Genomic DNA, 20,083 nt, shown 5'->3' on the forward strand with positions numbered 1-20,083 from the left:
GATTACTCTCCTCCACTTGCTGCTGTAACCGTTACTTCACAAGTTACGGTCAAACCATTAACTGTTGTTCCAGTAATTGTTGTTGTTCCGGTAGCTTTACCTACTACATTCCCTTGTTTTGGTGTAACTGTAGCAATTGTAGGATCACTAGAAGTAAATGTTACTGTTTTATCCTCTGCATCTTCTGGCAAAACAGTAGCTGTCAGTGTTTCATTTCCCCCGACTTCAAGAGATAGCGTTGTTTTATTCAACGTTACTCCAGTGGGGGCTACGCTTTTGGGCTTTCTGAAACATAGATAGCGTCTTTGGCATTTTCAAATACAATCGCATCGTAGTAGTCCAAACCTTTGATTGTATCACGGTAACCGCTACGGTCTTGTGATGCTGGGACAGTATCAACTGTACCGAATTTGACAATTGGAGCTACCGCAATAAGAGGAGTAACAATGAAATTCAAATTAAGAGCTGCATCGTCAGCACCCGTTCCAGCGAAACGTGCTTTGGCGACTTTTACAATAGGAACACCACCGTCAATTTGAGCAACTGTACGATTGATACCGTTGATTGACGCTTCATTGGTTGTAAATGTTTTTGAAACACCAGAAGCATTTTTGAGCATTCGATAAGTAGCAGCAGATACAAACATTACATATCCACCAGGGATTTCATTATCTGTCATGTATTCTTCTGCAGAATCATAAGCATCAAGAATGTTATCTTTAGTCAAAGTTTCACTAACTTTTTTGTTTGCATTATCGTAAAGTGCTTGAATGGCAACTTTATCACGATGTGGAACAGTAACCAAACGCTTATGTTCTTCAACAATATTGTTAATTGTCAAAGCTGATGATTCTGACTCATCCAATTGGTCAACGTCATACCCAAACCAATCTTCGTTTTTAAGCTTTACAGTTTCTTTAGCAATGTCGATTTTGTTTCGTGCATTATCGTCATTACGTTTATATTTTGTTGCATCAACAAAACCTGACATTTTATTGATACGTACTTCATTAACACCAACAAAGTCAGCTGCAGTGATTGCTTTTGCACCTTGAGACAAGATATCCCAAACTTGAGAATCTTCTTTAAATTTTTTGTCAATTGTTGCTAAGTCTTTTGAGTCTAATACTACTGGCATATTATTCACCTAATCTTTCTTGAATTTTTTGAACCATTGTTTTTTCACCAGTCTGTGAACCAGCTGGCGGATTCCCACCAATGGTAACTTTCCCTGTGGGTGGAGTTGTTTCTGTACTTTGAAACAAATAAGGCATTGATTCCTTGAATGTTGCTACTTGGTCATCAAGACCTGAAATCTTGCCATCATCTTGAATGACAACATTATCCATGTTTACTTGACCAAATAGAATATCGCTGTTAACAGTACCTGAATCTTTCAAAGCAAGTTTTACAGCAAATTCTTTTTTTGCTGCAGATAGCTGTTGTGCTGCATCTGAGTCTTTTGTTTGAATTTGAGACTGTAAATCCGTCAGTTGTTTTTGTAACTCTGCATTATCAGTATTATTAGTTTTCAACTGAGAAATCTGAGTATCACGTTCTTCCACTTGAGATTTATAACTCTCTCGTTCAGTCTCGGCTGTATTAAGTTGAGTTTTGATATCATTGACATCTTTCCCATTCTCAGCCATCACCTTATCAATAGCTTCATCACTAAGTCCAAGGTTTTTCAAAAATTCTCTCTGCATAATATGTCCTCCTACGTTTCTTTTACGAGTTACGAACTCGATGGATTTGAGCCTTTAACGCAGCACTCATACGAATTGGGAACTATGGGAGTCGAACCCATGTCTTACTGATGTGCACAAACAGTATGTTCTAACCTACTAAACAAAGTTCCCGAAAAGAAAAGCGCCTGTCAGTAACAAACGCTTAATTTTTATTTTTCTTTGCTAATTCTTTAAGCAGTTCTTTTTGAGATTTCAATAACTTAACAGTTTCTCTCACTAGAAATGAATTCTCTTTAAGTAAATCATTTAATCCCCGATTATGAGCCTTTAACATTTGACGGTAATGTTCAACTCTTCGCTCATCCTCTAACAGCTTTGAAGCTTGAATTTTATACTTATCATTAAGGATAGCACGTTCATAAGCACGTTGTTTAGCTTGCTTTTCCCCGTTGGCTTTTGCTTGCTCTGGTGTTAAATTTTTTAACTCATCAGGTAAGTCAGGCAAATAATTCACACCTATAACAAACGGAGTGAGGTAGTGATGGCAATGAATACCAAGACAGCCACCAGCTTTCCCCCAACCATGATCAGTTAAGGATTCAACCCAATCGCCCAACTCATCAGAATAAAACCTTGCACCTTTAGTGACAATTCGTGCTTGAATTGGAGCACAGGCTGGTCTACTTGCTGCATGAATAGAATAATAAAAAGTATCAACTCCTAATTCTTCACTTCCTCTTATTCGCATATCATTGTAAACTCTGGCAGTAGTTGAATCTATGACCATTCGAGCATAACTATCAATATTCCAGCGATTCCCGCCCTTATCAATAAAAGTGGAAGAAATACCTTTATCAAGCCACTGCATCACTGTATCATTAACAGCTTGCTCTGCTACAGAAACACCGCTGACTACTTTAGCGACTGCTTCTTGAATAATTCCTTGATAAATTTTTAATACTTCATTATTTCCGTAATTAGTGCTTAGAAGTGTTTGATTAATGTAATTGTCATAATCAAGAAAGACTTGTTGGACGTATGAAGCAAGCGCTGAACTGACATCATTATGTTTTGCATTACTTCCCAAATCTTCTGCCAATTGCTCAAAAGTATTTTGATATACTTTTAATCCTTCATTTTTAATAATACGATTGATAAGGTCTTTGGCTATCCCGGTTTGTTCAATGACATAATTTATATTTTCTTGATTAAGCATGTGCATTTGGTTAAGCTTTTCAAGTTGCCATAAATACGGTTCACGCTCTAAGTCTGCTGTTCCACGTTGTTTGATTCGCTTAATCATTGAAAGCATGAGGTCTTGTGATATCTTAGTGTAGATGTCTCCCACCATACTTGCCATTAAAGTCATCTGGTCGTCATTTGGAATCAAAGGCTTTTTCATTGTCAGTTACCGCCATACATTCCAGTATCCAAAGCACCTAATGTTGGAACAGATTCAGCTTGTATTTGTTGAATAACTTCATTGGCTTGTTCCTCTGTTAGTCCTAAAGCTCGTTGCATAACCATTTCAGCGGATGCTGCACCACCAGACTTAGCTTTCAGCCAGTAATCAAGCTGAGCATTCTTATCAAAGAAAATACCGTCATCAAAACTAATGGTAATATCATCAATGCTAGGAATTTCTCCAGTATAGAGTTCTTTCCCATCTATTCCGATAGTACCTTTAGCCAATTCTAAAATAGAAATCATTAACTCTTTCAAGCCTTGTTCTACATTGTTTAAATGACTATTACGTGTTCGGAAAGTTAAGGAATTTTCGCTAACAATTTCAGTTGCTGTTTTTACTGATTGACCATCAAAAGAAAAAGTTCCAGCTGATAAACTTGTTTCAACCTCTAACATCTTAAGAAAATGATTAATTGAACTGATATAATCATTTGCTCGAATAGGTGTGGTTAAGTCTTTAATATTAGCGCCGTCAGCATCATCACCAGAACTAACATATACATTCTGATCAGTATCGAAGACACGCAATAAATTACCTTCTAGGTCAGTTTTCCCCTCAAGCATTGAATCATTAACAGATACTCGACGTTGACCCATCTTAACTTCCCAATTAAACTGGTCATAGGCATCATTAATTTGTTTGAGCGTGTTCCTTGCATTATCATAAATTGAGAGTCCAAGCGGGCTATCAATATCCTTGTTGTTCATTCCAAAAGGTTTAATATAAACAAATTGGGGGCGACTAAGTCCAGTAAATAGTGTCGTAGGTTGTAAATCTTTATATTCCTCAAGACTATTCAAAGCCACTTTAACCCCACACTCATCTTTAGTTTCAGAGCGATAAAGCTCATTTGTAATTACATATTGCTCACCCACCCACTCATGAAACTCTAGTAATGTGTAATAAATGATTTCATTACCTTCTGTTCTTGTGGTCTTAATCGCAATAGCGGCTTCTGGAACATCCGTTGTATTAGAATGTAATGGATAAAATGACGGAGCTTGAATATAGGAAAGGCTTGGTTTCCCATTTTCAAAACTTGGTCTAAGTGCCAAACCGCCTAATGCAGCCATACTTTCCAAATACACTTCAAAACTTTTCATAAATTTACATTGATTCAAAAATTCATGAACAAACTTATCAGCTGCTTCAAACTGATTAGCTTCTTCGTCAGTCTCAGAAGTTTTACTAATACTAAATTCCATCTTCTCATTAAACATCATTGAAGCTAACGTTTTTGAAACAACCTTTGCCATATTCAATGATGTATAAGGACGATTTAGAAGTTCTCCGTATGAGTTCCGATATTTAACATCTGGAAAGATTCCTCTGAAATATTCACGATTTATTTCAATCCTTTTATATTCGTTTGGATTTACTCCAATCTTCGGATGGTCTGTTATTTGATTAAGGTTTGCGACAAATCCCATTCTCGCCCCTCCTTGTTTAAATCTATTAATGATATTTTGAATGATTCCCATATCATCCTCCTACCAACTTTCTTAATATTGTATAAATGAAGTAACGGTCAGCATCCATGCAGTGGTCATCTGTTTTAACTGGTTTATCTTCACCACGATTCGCAGCTGCTTCATCCCAGATATAAAGACCAAACTCTTTAAAAGTATGAACGCACTTTGAAGACCAATAAACTAATCCAGTATTCATTGCGGACATCTCACAACGGATGCCATTGATTACATCGTTAAGTGCTGACTTAACAGAAAAACCATGCTTCTTGAGCGCAGTTCTAAATGATGCAGCAGAAGGGTCAAGTATAACTTTTGCCTGTCCTTTTTTTAAGTTGTTACTTTTGTAGAACTCTTCCAAATCACTGACATATTCCTCATCTGTTTTTTGCCTTTGCTTTTCACGTCCTGAATAATAATACTCATCAGTACAATACCATTTCCGCTTATACAAGCGCCACAGTTTGAATACAGTTGCATTTAATGTTCCATAGTCAATACTGACATAACTTTCTTGAAAGGTAGTATCTGGTGGTAAATCAACCACCATTTTTTCTTTATCGAAGTTGGAATATATCGCACCGTCAGATAACACCCATAGTCCACGAATAGCACGATCATAAAAGACCCCAGTAAATTGTGCTTTTAAAGTTGCCACATACTCTGGGTCTAGAAACTCATTATCATCAATATTAAAGCTATGAACCTTGATTCTCTTTTCTGGATCACTTGCGTTATCAATATAATCACGCTTGAGCCAATGGCTTGGATTATCTGGGTTCGTATCACAAATGAGACGTGCACCAGGAGCTGAAAGACGTGTGGTGATTTCCTTAAACACTTTCTCATTAGCCAGTGATGCTTCATTGATATAAGCACCCCAAGCTTCTGAACCACGGATTCCACCGACACCACCGATATTACCAGTATAAGCAAGCACAACCTTTACCCCAAACAAAGTAAACGAACCATTCTTATCCCACTTGATATCAAGGTAAGGTTGTTCATTCAGCAAAGGGTTTAAAATATTGTTGCTGATTGTTTTAGAAGAAACTCCACCTAAAATATAGATAGGGTTCTTTACACCATGTTCACTGGCACGCTTCTTAACTTCTTTCAATTCCATTGAGAATATCCGGTTATTAACAATCGTTTTACCAGCACGCACAGCACCATCAAGAATTAAGGTTTTAAAATTACTATTAAAGTAATCATTCATCACCAACGCTTGCTTGTATGTCAAGGCGGGCTTTTGCGGTTTCCCTAATAAGTTCATCATATTTCTCAGAAGCTAATTGAGCATCCGATTCCCCCTTGTCTTCTGTATTTGGTACAAAGTCAGCACGATCTAATAAGTCCTTAGTGGCATAGAATCTAACTATTTCTGACTTTGATTTAGTAGCCAGTTTCATTTGGTTCTTTAACAGCTTTGGTATTTCGACACCCAGATAGTCATTTGACATCTTTCTCAGTGCTGATATAACCTCTGGGTCTTTCTTCCAGTTATAAATTGTCCGTTCTGTTACTTTCAATTCTTTCGCTATTTTTTTAACAGTTCTGCCGTCAAATAGCATAACGACGGCTTTTTCTTGATTCGTCGTTAGCATTGATTCCCTCCAAAACCTGAAAAAACATGAAATTATAATTGTATAAAAAAACCTGCCATTTCTGACAGGTAAAATCTAAAAGGAGAAAACAAGTCGAACCTTCATTCACTCGTTCACAATACTATTTTATCATAAAAAAACGGTCACTTTTCCCTAATTTTCGGTCACTTTTCCGCTTTTAACTCTGATTCCTCAGGAAAGGTTTCTTTTGCTATGATTTCATCAATCTTATATTCCAATTTTTCAAAAAACGGACGAATAATTGTTTTATAGCCTTGAGTTTTTTCAACAAAGCCATATCGCTTGAGTGCTTCTGTTACATTGCACTCATTATGAATATAAACAGCTTTTATGATTTTCCACTGAACTGGATCAGTTTCATCTATCATTTCAGTTATTGCTTGATGATACCGTCTATATTTTAATAGCTTGGGATTTGCTTCAATTTTAATCATATCAGCCAATACTTTTGGTATTTTTGATACATTTTGGGGACTTATCCACCAATTAGGGTCAAACCCACCTTTAGTAACTGGATATCTTATATTAAGTAAAATATCTTCTACTTGTTTATCAAATGGATATTCTCTCAGTGCTTTGATTAAATACCCATATTCTGTGCTTACTTTCATTTTACCTCCCTAATATCCGAACCATATAAAACGAACAATTCGGAGTATAATCCCAGTAATAATCACACAAATCCCGATTAAGATTATTCCTGTCAGTACTTGTATTAGAAAATTAGTTAACTTCCCATTTTTGTTTTTATTTGTCACCGATCTCCTCCTTGTATCCTTCCAAAAAAGCTTTTGCTGCAGCTCCTGCGCCTTTCCCCATCAGTTTAAAATCTTCAAGAGTCAACGGTTGGGAAACTGTTTTTTTAGTATGTTTTTTATGTTTCATTCGTGAGAATCCATGAGGAGCATTATTTATAATGATTTCTTTTCTTACTGAATTATTGAATTTCATTCTTCACCTCACAGTAATTTTGTAATCACTAGGATAACTTGCAACACCAGGCATAATACCCAAAGCCAGACTGTCCATCTTTTATTTGCCACATCATTTACAATCAAATTTGTAAGAAGTAGAAAAATTAAAATTTTATCTAATATCATTGTTTTACCTCCAGACACGATTTACAAAAAGCAACGTGACCTTTTTCTTTTACTTGTTCAAACGGTACTTTTATACCGCAGTTCTGACAATTCGTTGAGTACACAGGTACCTGATGAATTTTCCCGCATTCTTTACATACCATCAAATCACCTTTTCTGTAAATTCATCTTTTCGAGCAACTTTTTTCGCAATCGTGATTGGCAACCCATAACGTGCAGCGAACATCTTCGCCTTAATTTTAAACTCGGGTAAAATCATCCCTTTTACATCTACGATTTTAATCAAGTTGCCAGCATCATCGTAGAAAGTAAAATCTGGTTTGTAGTAAATTTCTCGATAAGCTTTACCATTAAGTCTGAACTTATCTTGCAAGACAAATTTTTCTTGCATTTTCATGTTTGGCTCATGCTTATGCAACTGATAATAAATTGATTCAGCCTTACTATCAAAAGTGATGCCATCAACCGTTACTTTTTTAGCTCCGTATTTGTGGGCCATCAGTCTTCCTCTTTCAAACTTCTAATATCATCGGCAACATGAGAAGAAAAACAAGGTTTCTTTTTATCTTCCTCATATAGGATGCCAGCAATACAAAATGCAAGTATTGAATGATTAACATCTTCATAATCTATTCCAATAGGTTCAAAACTTCCATCTTTTTCTTCATAAACAAAATTAATGTTCAATTCTTTACGCATTATTTTTAACCTCTTCCCAGGTATCTTCTAGCCAGTTCATGAGCATATTCGTTTGAGCCATGACCAGCGGCTGTGAATTATATTTTGTGCTCAACTCTCCAAGTGAATTTACAACCCAGTTCCAAAACTCATCATTTCCGAATCCTAATTTTATCGCCTGTGAGTTGCACTCTAAAATCCAATTCTTAACATCGTTGAAAAATTTTTCATAGTCCATCTGATTTGTCCTTATAAAGGATAGTGAATGAAGTTATCTTTACTACCCCAGATTCTGAAATTGCTAGATTCTGTTGTACAGAAACAATATCAAACCGCTTTTTTATTTTTTCAAGAATAAAATTAATTCTGTGATTTATTGTTCCAATTTTTTCATTTACAAATTCAACATATTTTACTTTCACTAGTCACCTCATTTTTTCTGTAACATTCAGAGCCTATCTTTTTTCTTTTTTCAGGAAACATATACTTGAGGTGCAAACGGGGTGGATGAATTAATTCCACCCCTTTGTACACTTGTTTATGTTTACATAGAGGGCTTTTTGTACCATTTTTTTGCACCCCAAAATGTCTAAAAAATCACAGGCTTTTTGTACCATTTTACCTACTAACTTTTAGGGGATTTTGTATCTTTGTACCCCTACAAATTATCTGGTTCATCTTGGACTTTTTGTACCCTAGACACTAAACCTTCTTTGTCTTTTATGTAATCATTAGGTAATTGTTTTAACCAGTTTTTCACAGTTTCGGCTGTTGGCTGTCCTTCAATTCCTTTTGCTAATTCTCCAATCGAGATGCCTTCTCTGTCACCAATTAGGAAATCAAATGCGAGATTGATTTTATCTTTACGTGCTTCTAAACGCTCTTTTTTCTTACCCTCAGAAGCATTTTTCTCACTTCCTTTTTTGGCACCACGTTTAAATGCTGGCTCACTCCCAACTGGCTCAAGGTCTTTCAGAACTCCAGAATCATCGGAATAATGCAGCGGATAATTAAACCACAGATTGACTGGTTCAAACTTTGGAAACTCTCTAAGTGTTCCTTCAAGTCGCCAAGCAGTCATCAACTTCACAACTCGTTGGACTTGTCCCAATTCAAATCCGGAAATTTCTCTTGCACGTTCATCCCCAAACGCTAAAGCCAAATGTTTTCGCATTTCGGGCGCTGACAGAAAGTCATCTTGACCAATTTCATTAAGATATTCTGGTCTCTCATCTCTGATTTTAGATGCATAGAAGTTGGCAACTGCCCTGGCATCTTGTTGTTTTCTCAAACTGTCCGTCACTTCAAGCTCAATTAAGTCAAGAATTGCATCAGGGTCTCGGGCAAATACTCCAGAACCAGAGCTTCGGTCCATAGAAGATTTACCGCCCTGTGCTCCTTTTGAGTGGTGGTGACAGTAAATAACAGAAGTTCCAAGTTCTGCAGCTACCTTGTCAAAGTTATTTGTAAACTTGGCCATTTGTTCCGCATCATTTTCAGAACCTGTCAGTACTTTATAGATTGGGTCAATAATCACTGCATCAAATTTTTCTTTTTGAGCACGTCTGATCAGTTTTGGTGTCAGTTTATCCATTGGAATAGAATGACCACGCATGTTCCAAATACTAATATTCTTTAAATGATTTGGTGGGACATTCATTCCTTGGTAAATATCTTTGAATCGTTTATAAGCTGAGGGGCGGTCAAGCTCCATATTGATATAAAGCACTTTTCCACGTTCACAATTAAAACCAAACCAAGGAATCCCCTCTGCAATCGCAATACACATCTCCATCAATGCAAATGATTTTCCGGCTTTTGATGGACCAGCAATAAGCATTTTATGACCTCTGCGCAAAACTCCATCAATCAAAACTGGGGCAAGTTGTGGGTCTTCTTCAAACATATCTGCAAGACTTTCAAACTCCGGCAAGTCATCATTCAAATCCTCAATGTAGGTTTGCCACTCTTCCCAATTCGCTTTACCAATATTTGTATCGATAAGGAATTGCTTGTGATCTCCACGAATTACACCAGGCATTCGAGATAAACGAGATGGATTTTTATTTTGACCATCAACTTCAAGGCCATTTTTATTACAAATTTTATAGAGGTATTCAACCCGCTCACGGTATTCGTTTTTGTCTTTCGCATCAACTTTTACAATGGCATGAACTGATTTCCCACCAGAATAGACAAGCGCAGCAATTGGCAATTCTAATTCACGCATGATCGCATTTTGCTTTTCAAGTCCTAAATTATCCGATTCAACTAGAGCGTATTTGAACTCAGTCACATTTTCATTTTTAACCCCTTTACCATCAAGAGGATTGAAACGAATCCAAGCCCCACCAAGAGGGTCAGAATCTCCCACAATATAACTTAAGTCTTTTTCATCTTTATACTTTTCTAGTTCATTGAGTAATTCTTCTGCGGTTCTAGTATAGTTGCCTGCGCCACTGACAGAATATTTTCCGTCATCACGCAGCCAAGATTTCATGACATAGCCAATGTAATCATCATTTTTGAAAAGCGTTTGAATATAAGTTTTAAGCTGTTCTACAGGTTTCCAATTATCATCAGGCTCTCTGATTTCTTGACCTTCAACCCAAGATTTATCAATAAACTTATAATCTCGTGCTGCACTCACCTCATCGTCCCAGCCTAAGAACTCGTTCCCATCATTCCCTTTATAGGAATTTGAAGACCAACCATTTTCTTTTGCTTTCATAGTGATAAATGCACCAGTTACTGGTGTAGCTCCATTATGGCCAAGTGAATCCCACTTTGATTCCATTTCTCGTGCATTATATCTACTATCAGGTTGTGACCAACTGTCCCATACATCAAAGGGATAGCCCTCGAATTTCAAAGCCATTCCAACTGATACCCAGTCCAGATAATCAAGTGATGATGGTGAGATATATTCAAGGAGTGGCACTAAATCAAATTTTTCTTCCAAGCTTAAACTCCTTTATATTCCTTCGGATTAATGTCAACCGGAATTCTCCAACCATTCCCCGCAATCCGGTCAATTAGACCTCGTGCTTTATTAAATTCCCAAGTCCCAACATGTTGGAAACCACGACTTTCTAAGAATCGAATCTGCTTAGGTGTAGTCAAGCCTGACATTTTTCGTTTATTTAATTTATCAAGTAATACTTTAGCTTTCCCAGAGTTTTCAATTTCTTCTGGAAAGATACCAAATTTTTCAAGTGCTGCAATTTGTTTATCAGAAGCTGGTGCCATTTCCCAACCAAAAGATGGGGCATAGTTTATCAGGTCTTCTGATTGAATAGAAAGTTCAAACTGTAGAGGGTCCACAAGTTTTCGTTTCCGTTTTTTCATCGTTGCTAATTTTTCTGCCAGTGAGTTTTCTCGGTCTTGAACGACTTCACTCTCAGCTTCCTTTGCGACTTCTTCTAAATCAAAGAGTTGTAACTGATCATCTTCTTCAATCTCAGCCATTTTTTCAGTCATCTTTTTAGCAATTTCATCATCTTTAGCAATCAAGTGCGCTGGATGAACTAGTTCATGACGTTCTGTGTGCCAAAGGAAATCCAGAATCAAACAATCTTCTTTGCCTTCTGCCAAACGCAAGCCACGGCCAATACATTGAACATAAAGCGGACGTGATTTCGTTGGTCTTAGCATAATGACACAATCGACTTCTGGTGAGTCCCAACCTTCTGTCAGTAACATTGAGTTGCAAAGTACGTTATATTTCCCGTTGTCGAAGTCTTCTAAAATCTCCGCACGGTCCTTGGAATCTCCATTGACTTCGGCAGCTTTAAAACCTTTTTCATTGAGAATATCTCGAAACTTTTTAGAAGTTGCTACAAGCGGTAAAAAGACAACTGTTTTTCTGTTTGAGCAATTCTTGACCATTTCATCTGCTATTTGATAAAGGTAAGGGTCTAATGCACTTCCAACTTCACTTGCTTTAAAGTCACCGGCCGACATTGAAACGCCAGATAAATCAATTTTTAATGGGATAGTCATTGCCTTCATTGGTGACAAGTATTTATTTTTTATCGCATCAGGCAAGGTGTATTCATAAGCAAGCGACTCAAAGAACTCACCTAGATTTTTCTTGTCTGTTCTGTCAGCAGTTGCGGTTACTCCCAACACTTTAGCTTCACTAAAATATTCAAGGACTTTCTGATAACTACTGGCCAAAATGTGATGTGCTTCATCAACAATGATTGTGTCGTAATAATCTTGTGGGAAATCTTGTAGTCGTTTTTCACGCATCAAGGTTTGAACACTTCCGACGGTCACGCTATAAAAAGAATTTTTTGCAGTTTGGTCAGCTTTTTCAACTGCAGCTTTCAATCCTGTTACTTTGAAAAGTTTATCTGCAGCTTGGTCAAGTAATTCGCCACGGTGGGCCATAATTAAAACCCGCTCACCTTTGCTTACTAATTGTTTTGTTAAATCTGAGAATGTCACGGTTTTACCCAATCCGGTAGGAAGAACGAGCAGCGTCTTCTTGACACCACTCGCCCATTCTTCTTGGATTCGGTCATTCGCTTCATTCTGATACGGACGGAGTTCCATTATTATCCTCCTCTAAATCAAAGCTCATTTGAGGGTTTGCTTTACCTTCTAATTCAAGTGCTTTCGCCTCAGCATTATAATAATCTTCATCACATTCAAATTTTGCTGTAATAGTATAGTCTTTCTCTTTATATGAGAAGTCTTGACCGATACTTACTAGCCATTGAGAGAAATTTTTTACAGCTTCTGAAAACTCAAATTTAAATTTACCTGTTAGATTTTTTTCTGCAAGCATTTTCTATCTCCCCCTTAAAAGTTATAGCCAGCGCCATTTTGAGGTGCAGCAGTTTGTTGTGGGAATGGTGTTACATTTTGTTGAGGTGGTTGAGTTTGAGCAGGTGGTTGTTGATAGCTTTGTTGTTGGGCTTGATAACCTGGCGCTGCAGTTTGTTGAGTTGGTTCAAGGAAATCTTTGATTCTATTATTTTGGGCTGGTTTATCGTTTCGGTCTGTATAGTTGTTAACAACTAATTTCGCTGTCCCATGAGCCCCCAAAACAGTCGCCCAATTCATTTTTATAACTCCGTCTGCATTTTTTGGAGCACCAATCGCTGTAAAGAATTGATTGATTTTCCATTGCATTTTCTTGTAAAGATAGAATTTTTCTGTCAATGTTGATTTTTCACCAGTAGCTGCAGTGAATTCCAATGATACTGTTGCCATCGGACAATTTGCTGGAATTTTAGTTGTGCGGTCAGCTGGCTTTTCATAAATACCTTTTTCAAGTCCTGTGATAGTGAAAGGATAATCGCCTTCGGGTAAGAGGACAAAGGGACTACCTGCTTCTACTTCATCGTCCCAACCTAAAATTTGCATATCATCGTTCATTTTTAATTTCTCCTTTTATTTAGTAAGCTCTTTTAGCTTTAATTTCTGTGAAAATTTTGTCCCATTGAGCAACAAGCCCACCTTGAATCAAATCATCTGGATAATCTTTGACTGGCATTTCATAAGGTCTAAAGCCTTTTTCTGCTACCAATCTACGAATTTCTTCTTCTGTCACTTCATTTACTGACATCAGTTGAGCCAATTCTTTTGGTATTGTTGGATCAATGATATTTGGTTCACGTCCAAAATTGTTTTCTTGAGGTGTTTCAACCGTGGCCGCTGCAGTCACTTGTTCTTGTTGAGGTTGCTCAACTGGTGGCTGTGTTTGAACCGGTGGAGTGACTTGTTTTTGGAAAATATGAGCAATTGCTCCAAAATCAAGTGGTAACTTGTCAGGCAAATTATGTCTGTTTTTTGCATCCCAACCTGGATGATGTGCCGCAAACATAACACGTTGACCACCAGTTGCTTTTTTTGAATTGGTTTTGCTGTCAGTAACAATCGTTGTTTCATAATTGGCAAACAGAACCATATCCGCCCATTCTTTCAACATGGCGCCTGTTTTATCTTCCATTTTTAGCTGATATCGGTCATAAGCTCCCATTTGGTCAGGTTCTTCTTTTTTCTTGAGTTTCGCATGAGCAGTTACAACAACATTAATTCCAACTTCAACTACATCACTCAACTTATTTACAAGTTGACCAAATTCTTTTTCAAGAGAAACATATTTTGCCCCATAATCATTTGTACTATCTGTCCATTTTCCAAGTACGGCTAAATGTTCTTTACATTTTCTTTCAGCCCAATCCCCACTATCAATGATTAAGGTTTGGCAGATTTGACGTTGTTTAACATCTTCTACTTCATCCATAATCATTTGCCAACTTCGGGGAGAAGGCATTCGCATTACATCCATATTTGAGGTTGATCCCTCAATATCAATGAACACTGCATTTGGAAACCTTGAAGCAAAGGTTGACTTCCCAATTCCTTCAACTCCATACAAAACTACTTTTTGAGCGGTAGCAGTTGGACCGCTTGTAATGTTAAATACCATTATTTCTCCTTTAGATTTTTTCTAGTATTTCAAGGTATTTTTGTTGTTTTTTTATATTTCTTTTATACATTCCAATCAGCTGAAATTCACTTATATCAGAATTCAAACGTAAATTATTTAGCATAATTCTAACTTTCAATTCCTCAATTAATTCATTTTTCCGATTCTCCCAAAAGTACAAAGCTCCTTTGTAAGTTAATCTTTTTAAATTGCAACATAGTAAAGCTGAATCATATTCAGTTGCCCTGTATGGGTATGCAACAACCTGCTTACTTTCTGATTCAACATCAACTTTAATCATTTTAAGGTTACGATTATAATTTTTGAAATTGCTAGGGTTACCTAAACTTTTCAAGTGTTCATTTTTACTCATTGCTTTGAGGTTATCAATATTATTATTAAGAGGATTACCATCAATATGACGTACAATTTCAGGTTCATATCCTTTAAAAGCTATAAATACTAACCTAGCAACATTCCTTCTGAACCTTATACCTTCAAAATTCAAATTTACTATGACGGAATTCTCTTTAGATACTCTTGGTTTTATAAACTTATTACTTATATAGGACCAAACTCTCCCATCTCTAGTTACAGCGTAGTTGGGATAATCTGGAATCTGTTTCATTTCCATAATCCACCACCTTAAAACTGATATTTTGTCTGTTCTGGTTGAACTGGTTGTGTTTCAATTACAGCCGCTTGCCCAGTTTCTTCACCATAGCCATCAGAGATGATAATTGAACACTCGTCACCAGTTGAAACTCTTGTGGCAATTGCTTGTAATTGTTCTTGTTCAAGCCATTGGCCAAACTCTTTCAAAGTGTCTAAGTCCATCTGTTCTAACTTATCAATCAAGATGAATCCACACTCTGGATTAAGTTTGCGAACAATTGCGGTTGAAACTTTAAGCTGTTCAGCTCCGGACATGTTGTCCCAGCGTTGACCTTTGTAAAGAAGTTCTCCTTCTGCTACTGACAGACCAGGCAAAGGTAAATCTGCATCTTCTAACAACTGATTTTTATCTAAACGAATACGGTCAATTTGAGCGCTCAAGTTATCATATTTTTCTTTTTCAATTTGAGCATCTTGTTCGGCTTTGTCTTTGTCAAGATTGGCTCGGACTTTGCGATTGATTTCTTCGGTATTGCTGATGCTGTACTCAAGTTGTTCAGTTGATTCATCATGTAAATCAAGCGCATCTTTTTCAGCAATTTCAAGTTGTTGGTCAACTTTGGCTTTTTCTTCAATTAATCGAGCAATTTCAGAATCAAGTTGGGTTTGACGTTGTTTCAGACTATCCCTTTGCCCTCTCAGTCGTTCATTTTCAGCATTCTTAGCAAGAATAGCTTGTTGTTCCTGAATAAGTTCAGATACACTGATAAGCTCTTTAGGTGCTTCCTGAAAGTAGGTCATTTCAGCGGCAAATTTCTTTTTCTGGTCTGCAACTCGTCCAATAACCAAACGTTCATTATAAAGTTCTTGTTCTTTTTTCTCGAACTCTGCCAGCTTGTCACCAACTCCAATAATTTGAAGCAAGGTTCTAGCTTTGTCAGCATTAGATGATTCCATGAATTTCGGAAGATTAAGGGCAAATTCTTCTACAAAACTATCAAGAAGTTTTTGTCCGGCTTTTTGTCCGCTAGGATCAATAACTTTTAAATCACTATTTTTTCCATCACGTTTGATTTCCAAACCGTTGCTCAGTGAGATTTGAAGATTTGGAGGAAGTACGCTACCTTCACGATGCGGTTGACTAGGTTTGTACTTATTACCACCCAAAGCCCATGCAATGGAATCAAGGATTGATGTTTTACCTTGGCCATTTCGTCCACCAATTACTGTCAGTCCGTTTTGTGTTGGTTCAAGTGAAACTGCTTTGACACGCTTCACATTTTCAATTTCTAATTTATTGATTTTAATCATTGATTAGCACCTCATCAATATATTCTTTTAAATGTTGTAAAACCCATTTTTCATCCATATCTGAATTGCTGTTTATGTGTAAGGTGTCAAAACCAAAGACGCTTTCTTCAGCAAATGTGAATCCTCCATGGATGCTACCACAAGGAATATCATCATATCCCTTACCGCTAAATTCAGGAATTTCAATATAACCGTTAGCTTTCCCCAAATCAGGGAAATATGATAAGGCTTCTGAATGTGGTAATGCACAAATTTGATAACCCTTGTATTCTTCAAAAATTGGTGTTGTGCCACTTGTTAATCGTTCAATAGTATTTTTCATATTTTCACCTATTTCAATTTTTTATATTTAGTTACTGTGGAAGTTAAATCAAACCAATACAGATTTTCAGATTCTTTTTGTAGTGCAAAGTTAGCCGAATGATAATCAGTTCCAATATACTTTTCAAATTCGATTTCTTTAATCACTGAACGAGCAACTGCACAGAAGGCACTTCCTCTTTCACGAGATGTGAACGAATTACTAAATTGTTTATCGCTAAATTCTAGTCCAATTAAGTTCCCAGTTTTTGCGACTCTGAAATAAGGGGCATCAGTAACATTGATACAATAAAACGCTAAATCTCCACCTTTGCTAATATGGATAGTCGGTGTCAAAATCATATTTCGAGCGCCGACTGTTCTTTTCTTGATTTTTGTAAAATCAAATTTTACATTGCTTTTCATGTTTCCTCCAATTTGTTATAATGAAGGTAGAATTTTGGGAAAATTTTCTACCAGCTCGCATTACCAGTGCGGGCTTTTTTCATTTCTGCAAAGAATGGTGATTCTTCTAACCACATTCCAAGCGATTGTTCTTTTGCGTAATGAACAAGTGATTCACTGGGCTGTGCTCGTGGCTGTTTCATAGCTCGAACACGGTCATTTGCGCTGAGGATTGAACTATAAATCTCCAATTGTGCTTCAACGTCTTTGCGACCTTCTAACCACTGTTGGTCAGACTTATTTAAAAGTTTAATTTTGAGCATTCTATCTCTTTCTCCTTTTTTCCAATAATTGCCAATTATCCGCAATCCATTTGATTATAGGGTCCCGTGGGAAAGCTTCTTCAACATCTCCATTTTTCACAACTGGGAAATTATGGGCATAGCGATAATACTTATCAAATGTAGGACCACTTACACCAATAAATTCAGCTGCTAATTCTCGAGTCATAATCAGCGGATAATCAGAATCATTTTTTAGATTTTTTCTTAACATGATTTCCTCCTTATTAACGAATTTTAAAATCACTAATAATTTTCAGTACAACTCGGTTTGCTCTTGGCGATGTATCCTTTCCAGTCATGATGTCGGCAAAGTCTCCTGATTTGATGCCATACTGTGTAGCTAAATCAATTTGCATTACTCCGTTATCCTCAATGAATTTGAGAATTTTTTCACGTCCAGTTATTGTCTCTGGCATAACATTTTCCTTTCTACTAGCTTTTCGGCTAGGTTAAAATATAAGATAACTAGTTTTTTTTAGAGTCATGTCTTGACACGTTCTATAAAAAAGTATAGAATAAAAGCATAGTTAAAAGCCCTATTAAAACATTTTATAAATCTGCCGGGAAGCGTGTTTATTAAGTTTATATAGGTTTTTAGCTAGTGAATAAGCTAGTTTTATCTTACAAAAACAATTCTATACTTTTTTATAGTTGTTGTCAAGATATAAACTATACTTTTTTGTAGTTTTTTTTACAAAAAGTTAGGAAAGGTTTGATATGACTGTATTAGAGCGAATTAAATATTTAGCAGAAAAACGTGGAAAAACTTTGAGACAGGTAACTGATGATTTAAAATTTAGTGAAAATTACCTCTATACCCTAAAAACAAAAACACCAAATGGACAAACATTAGAAAAACTTGCCGATTATTTCAATGTAACAGTAGATTATCTTCTTGGACGTGATTTTAAACCAGACTTTGTTGTAGATGATATTCCAGTAAAAATGAAGGTAAAAAGAACTTTTTCTTTCGATGCCGATGTAGAAAAAGGTGAAGGTATTTTTTACAATATAGAATTAAATTTTGAGAATGAATTAAACAATTCATCCTTATTATATGACTTCAATAAGGTTAAAAATATCGTAGAAAAGAAACTTCATGATGATTTCTATGGAGATGCACAGTTAAGTTTAGGTTTTACTGCTGAACAACTTTTTATTAGTGAGCTTATAAAACTAGGCCATACTGTTTCTATTGAAGAATCTGTTAAAGCCAAAAAAACCCCACTTGATCTTGCGGAACTTGTTGATGAAAGTAAAGTTGATTGGGATGAATGGGTTTCATTTGATGGCAAACCTCTTACTGATGAAGTAAAGTCTGCTATGAAATTAATTCTTGGAAAACGTTTGGAAGACTAGCGAGGAGGCTCTATGCAAAAACAGGAAATTATAGAGCAAATAATTATTGAGATAGAAAATCAAGGGTTTGATGTAATAGGGGACGATTCATTTCCGATTGATGCTATTAGCAATATTAGAAAAAAGATTACAATATTTAGTCCAACAATTGCTACTGCTTTCAAACTGGCCCATGAATTAATGCATATAATAAATCATGATGCACACCGCTGTGGTGAATGTGACTCGACAAGTCCGCAAGAAAAAATGGCTAACAAAGGAGCCATACTAAAATTGTGGGATATTTTTGAGAAGAACGAAGGAACAACCGAGGATATTTCCCGTTTTATTGAAACTACCGGTTGTCCAGAAAAGCTTACCAAAATAGTTGTTTTAAAGTCTAAAATAAAAACTTGGGACAAAGAAGAGGTTCAGGAGCAGGTTAATGATTATATTAGCCGTTCCGATGAAGAACCAGCATCTTGGAATCTTTATCGAATAATGGATGCATGTCATATTGATTATAAGTGGGAGCAACTAGTTAAAGAAATACTTTTTGACATTAGTTCAGATTCAATGCGTCTTGCTTAAAAAGAAATTGGAGTATTTATGAAATTTGGAATGAGAAAACCTAGCCTTACAAAAAGTTTTAAAGCTAGAACAACTGCAAAATATAAGCGTAAAGTGAAAAAAGCCCTTATTCCTGGTTATGGAAAAAAGGGCATGGGTTGGATTAAAAATCCGAAAAAGGCAGCATATAATAAAGTTTATAAGAAAACAACTTTCTCAATTTGGAATTTGTTTAAATAAAAAAAGAGCAGTCCTTGATTCTCAATAAAAGCTAGGTAGGAGAAAACTATATGAAAAAATTAGCAATAATTGGAGTAACCATCCTGACAACATTATCACTTGCTGCATGTTCAAACAAAAGTGATACAACTAAATCATCATCAAAAGAAAGTTCAGTAAGTTCTTCAAATACAAGTAAATCAAATTCAAAAACATCACAAAGCAGCTCATCAACTACCGTTGACTTTAAAACAGCTGCTGAATTTGAATCTGCTCTAAATTCAAGTCAAGATACTATTGGCAAATTAGTAACCTTTACTGTAGATAATGTTGTCCCTGATGGGGAACTTGGATATACTGTTTGGGCTGGCGAACATCTCAATTTTGTTTCCACAGAAGTCTTAAATTGGAAAACTGGAGAAACTCATACAGTAAAAGTAAAAAAAGTAGCTAGTTCTTTAGGTTCATACATGATCACCTTTGAAACAATAAAATAAAACAAAAA

General features: G+C 36.2%; 29 protein-coding genes, 1 tRNA gene and 2 pseudogenes. 5 read left to right on the forward strand and 27 right to left on the reverse strand.

The features are described from left to right. Positions 1 to 2: 2 nt before the first annotated feature. The 27 genes from RSC39_RS09245 to RSC39_RS09375 all read right to left on the reverse strand — a co-directional run bounded on the left by RSC39_RS09245 (position 3) and on the right by RSC39_RS09375 (position 17,867). Complete coding sequence (locus tag RSC39_RS09245; protein ID WP_332536701.1) at positions 3 to 251, reverse strand: Ig-like domain-containing protein; 249 nt, start codon at positions 249 to 251, stop codon at positions 3 to 5. 17 nt (positions 252 to 268) lie between these two features. Then, positions 269 to 1,138, reverse strand: a complete 870-nt coding sequence (locus tag RSC39_RS09250) for a capsid protein (RefSeq protein ID WP_332536703.1) — start codon at positions 1,136 to 1,138, stop codon at positions 269 to 271. A 1-nt stretch (position 1,139) separates the two neighbouring features. After that, positions 1,140 to 1,706, reverse strand: a complete 567-nt coding sequence (locus tag RSC39_RS09255; protein WP_332536705.1) for a phage scaffolding protein — start codon at positions 1,704 to 1,706, stop codon at positions 1,140 to 1,142. Positions 1,707 to 1,782: 76 nt separating this feature from the next. Beyond that, positions 1,783 to 1,859, reverse strand: a tRNA-OTHER gene (locus RSC39_RS09260). Between the two features lie 31 nt (positions 1,860 to 1,890). After that, positions 1,891 to 3,090 (reverse strand): phage minor capsid protein, encoded by a 1,200-nt coding sequence (locus RSC39_RS09265; RefSeq protein WP_332536707.1) that lies wholly within the window; start codon positions 3,088 to 3,090, stop codon positions 1,891 to 1,893. Positions 3,091 to 3,092: 2 nt separating this feature from the next. Further along, entirely contained in the window at positions 3,093 to 4,637 is a 1,545-nt protein-coding gene (locus tag RSC39_RS09270; protein ID WP_332536709.1) for a phage portal protein, read from the reverse strand. Between the two features lies 1 nt (position 4,638). Next, positions 4,639 to 5,844, reverse strand: coding sequence for a PBSX family phage terminase large subunit (locus tag RSC39_RS09275; RefSeq protein WP_332536711.1), 1,206 nt, complete (start codon positions 5,842 to 5,844; stop codon positions 4,639 to 4,641). Continuing rightward, entirely contained in the window at positions 5,837 to 6,232 is a 396-nt protein-coding gene (locus RSC39_RS09280) for a phBC6A51 family helix-turn-helix protein (protein ID WP_332536713.1), read from the reverse strand. The genes RSC39_RS09275 and RSC39_RS09280 overlap by 8 nt, the downstream gene beginning before the upstream one ends. A gap of 164 nt (positions 6,233 to 6,396) precedes the next feature. Further along, positions 6,397 to 6,864, reverse strand: a complete 468-nt coding sequence (locus RSC39_RS09285; RefSeq protein WP_274998462.1) for a hypothetical protein — start codon at positions 6,862 to 6,864, stop codon at positions 6,397 to 6,399. Between the two features lie 9 nt (positions 6,865 to 6,873). After that, positions 6,874 to 7,011: a hypothetical protein gene (locus RSC39_RS09290; protein WP_332536717.1), complete on the reverse strand. Its 138-nt coding sequence runs from the start codon at positions 7,009 to 7,011 to the stop codon at positions 6,874 to 6,876. Continuing rightward, positions 7,001 to 7,204: a hypothetical protein gene (locus RSC39_RS09295; protein WP_332536719.1), complete on the reverse strand. Its 204-nt coding sequence runs from the start codon at positions 7,202 to 7,204 to the stop codon at positions 7,001 to 7,003. Before RSC39_RS09295 ends, RSC39_RS09290 begins: the two co-directional genes overlap by 11 nt. A gap of 291 nt (positions 7,205 to 7,495) precedes the next feature. Then, complete coding sequence (locus tag RSC39_RS09300; protein ID WP_332536722.1) at positions 7,496 to 7,852, reverse strand: DUF1064 domain-containing protein; 357 nt, start codon at positions 7,850 to 7,852, stop codon at positions 7,496 to 7,498. Next, positions 7,852 to 8,052 carry a hypothetical protein gene (locus RSC39_RS09305; protein ID WP_332536724.1) on the reverse strand — a complete coding sequence of 67 codons (201 nt, stop codon included), beginning with the start codon at positions 8,050 to 8,052 and terminating at the stop codon, positions 7,852 to 7,854. Before RSC39_RS09305 ends, RSC39_RS09300 begins: the two co-directional genes overlap by 1 nt. Continuing rightward, entirely contained in the window at positions 8,045 to 8,269 is a 225-nt protein-coding gene (locus RSC39_RS09310; RefSeq protein ID WP_332536727.1) for a hypothetical protein, read from the reverse strand. Before RSC39_RS09310 ends, RSC39_RS09305 begins: the two co-directional genes overlap by 8 nt. Next, on the reverse strand, positions 8,259 to 8,453 hold the full coding sequence (locus RSC39_RS09315) for a hypothetical protein (protein WP_058223841.1): 195 nt from the start codon (positions 8,451 to 8,453) through the stop codon (positions 8,259 to 8,261). The genes RSC39_RS09310 and RSC39_RS09315 overlap by 11 nt, the downstream gene beginning before the upstream one ends. Before the next feature lie 236 nt (positions 8,454 to 8,689). Beyond that, positions 8,690 to 10,993 carry an AAA family ATPase gene (locus RSC39_RS09320; protein WP_332536729.1) on the reverse strand — a complete coding sequence of 768 codons (2,304 nt, stop codon included), beginning with the start codon at positions 10,991 to 10,993 and terminating at the stop codon, positions 8,690 to 8,692. A gap of 2 nt (positions 10,994 to 10,995) precedes the next feature. Beyond that, the gene (locus RSC39_RS09325) at positions 10,996 to 12,591 is read right to left on the reverse strand and encodes a DEAD/DEAH box helicase (protein WP_058224531.1); all 1,596 of its coding nucleotides are present in this window, start codon (positions 12,589 to 12,591) and stop codon (positions 10,996 to 10,998) included. Beyond that, entirely contained in the window at positions 12,566 to 12,826 is a 261-nt protein-coding gene (locus tag RSC39_RS09330; RefSeq protein WP_058224532.1) for a hypothetical protein, read from the reverse strand. The genes RSC39_RS09325 and RSC39_RS09330 overlap by 26 nt, the downstream gene beginning before the upstream one ends. Positions 12,827 to 12,840: 14 nt before the next feature. Next, positions 12,841 to 13,419: a hypothetical protein gene (locus tag RSC39_RS09335; RefSeq protein ID WP_332536734.1), complete on the reverse strand. Its 579-nt coding sequence runs from the start codon at positions 13,417 to 13,419 to the stop codon at positions 12,841 to 12,843. Positions 13,420 to 13,438: 19 nt separating this feature from the next. Then, a complete protein-coding gene (locus tag RSC39_RS09340; protein WP_332536736.1) occupies positions 13,439 to 14,476 on the reverse strand; it encodes an ATP-binding protein in 1,038 nt (345 codons plus the stop codon). 10 nt (positions 14,477 to 14,486) lie between these two features. Beyond that, entirely contained in the window at positions 14,487 to 15,110 is a 624-nt protein-coding gene (locus RSC39_RS09345; protein ID WP_332536739.1) for an HNH endonuclease signature motif containing protein, read from the reverse strand. A gap of 11 nt (positions 15,111 to 15,121) precedes the next feature. Further along, a complete protein-coding gene (locus RSC39_RS09350) occupies positions 15,122 to 16,402 on the reverse strand; it encodes an AAA family ATPase (RefSeq protein ID WP_332536741.1) in 1,281 nt (426 codons plus the stop codon). Then, a complete protein-coding gene (locus RSC39_RS09355; protein ID WP_332536743.1) occupies positions 16,395 to 16,724 on the reverse strand; it encodes a hypothetical protein in 330 nt (109 codons plus the stop codon). Before RSC39_RS09355 ends, RSC39_RS09350 begins: the two co-directional genes overlap by 8 nt. A gap of 8 nt (positions 16,725 to 16,732) precedes the next feature. Continuing rightward, positions 16,733 to 17,128 (reverse strand): hypothetical protein, encoded by a 396-nt coding sequence (locus RSC39_RS09360; protein WP_332536745.1) that lies wholly within the window; start codon positions 17,126 to 17,128, stop codon positions 16,733 to 16,735. Positions 17,129 to 17,175: 47 nt separating this feature from the next. Beyond that, on the reverse strand, positions 17,176 to 17,430 hold the full coding sequence (locus tag RSC39_RS09365) for a hypothetical protein (RefSeq protein WP_332536747.1): 255 nt from the start codon (positions 17,428 to 17,430) through the stop codon (positions 17,176 to 17,178). Position 17,431: 1 nt separating this feature from the next. Beyond that, complete coding sequence (locus tag RSC39_RS09370; RefSeq protein ID WP_042747964.1) at positions 17,432 to 17,662, reverse strand: hypothetical protein; 231 nt, start codon at positions 17,660 to 17,662, stop codon at positions 17,432 to 17,434. Between the two features lie 13 nt (positions 17,663 to 17,675). Continuing rightward, complete coding sequence (locus RSC39_RS09375; protein WP_058208732.1) at positions 17,676 to 17,867, reverse strand: hypothetical protein; 192 nt, start codon at positions 17,865 to 17,867, stop codon at positions 17,676 to 17,678. Between the two features lie 301 nt (positions 17,868 to 18,168). Between RSC39_RS09375 and RSC39_RS09380 the strand changes: the two are divergent. The 5 genes and pseudogenes from RSC39_RS09380 to RSC39_RS09400 form a co-directional block, all read left to right on the forward strand. After that, a pseudogene (locus RSC39_RS09380) lies at positions 18,169 to 18,354 on the forward strand (helix-turn-helix transcriptional regulator); the annotation flags it as partial. 315 nt (positions 18,355 to 18,669) lie between these two features. Further along, positions 18,670 to 18,810, forward strand: a pseudogene (locus RSC39_RS09385) (XRE family transcriptional regulator); the annotation flags it as partial. Between the two features lie 12 nt (positions 18,811 to 18,822). Further along, positions 18,823 to 19,380 carry a hypothetical protein gene (locus tag RSC39_RS09390; protein ID WP_332536751.1) on the forward strand — a complete coding sequence of 186 codons (558 nt, stop codon included), beginning with the start codon at positions 18,823 to 18,825 and terminating at the stop codon, positions 19,378 to 19,380. Positions 19,381 to 19,398: 18 nt separating this feature from the next. Beyond that, on the forward strand, positions 19,399 to 19,599 hold the full coding sequence (locus RSC39_RS09395; protein WP_332536754.1) for a hypothetical protein: 201 nt from the start codon (positions 19,399 to 19,401) through the stop codon (positions 19,597 to 19,599). 50 nt (positions 19,600 to 19,649) lie between these two features. Beyond that, positions 19,650 to 20,075 (forward strand): hypothetical protein, encoded by a 426-nt coding sequence (locus RSC39_RS09400; protein WP_332536755.1) that lies wholly within the window; start codon positions 19,650 to 19,652, stop codon positions 20,073 to 20,075. Positions 20,076 to 20,083: the final 8 nt, after the last annotated feature.

The organism is Lactococcus sp. (genome assembly GCF_036648155.1).
In the GTDB taxonomy this organism is placed as follows: domain Bacteria; phylum Bacillota; class Bacilli; order Lactobacillales; family Streptococcaceae; genus Lactococcus; species Lactococcus cremoris.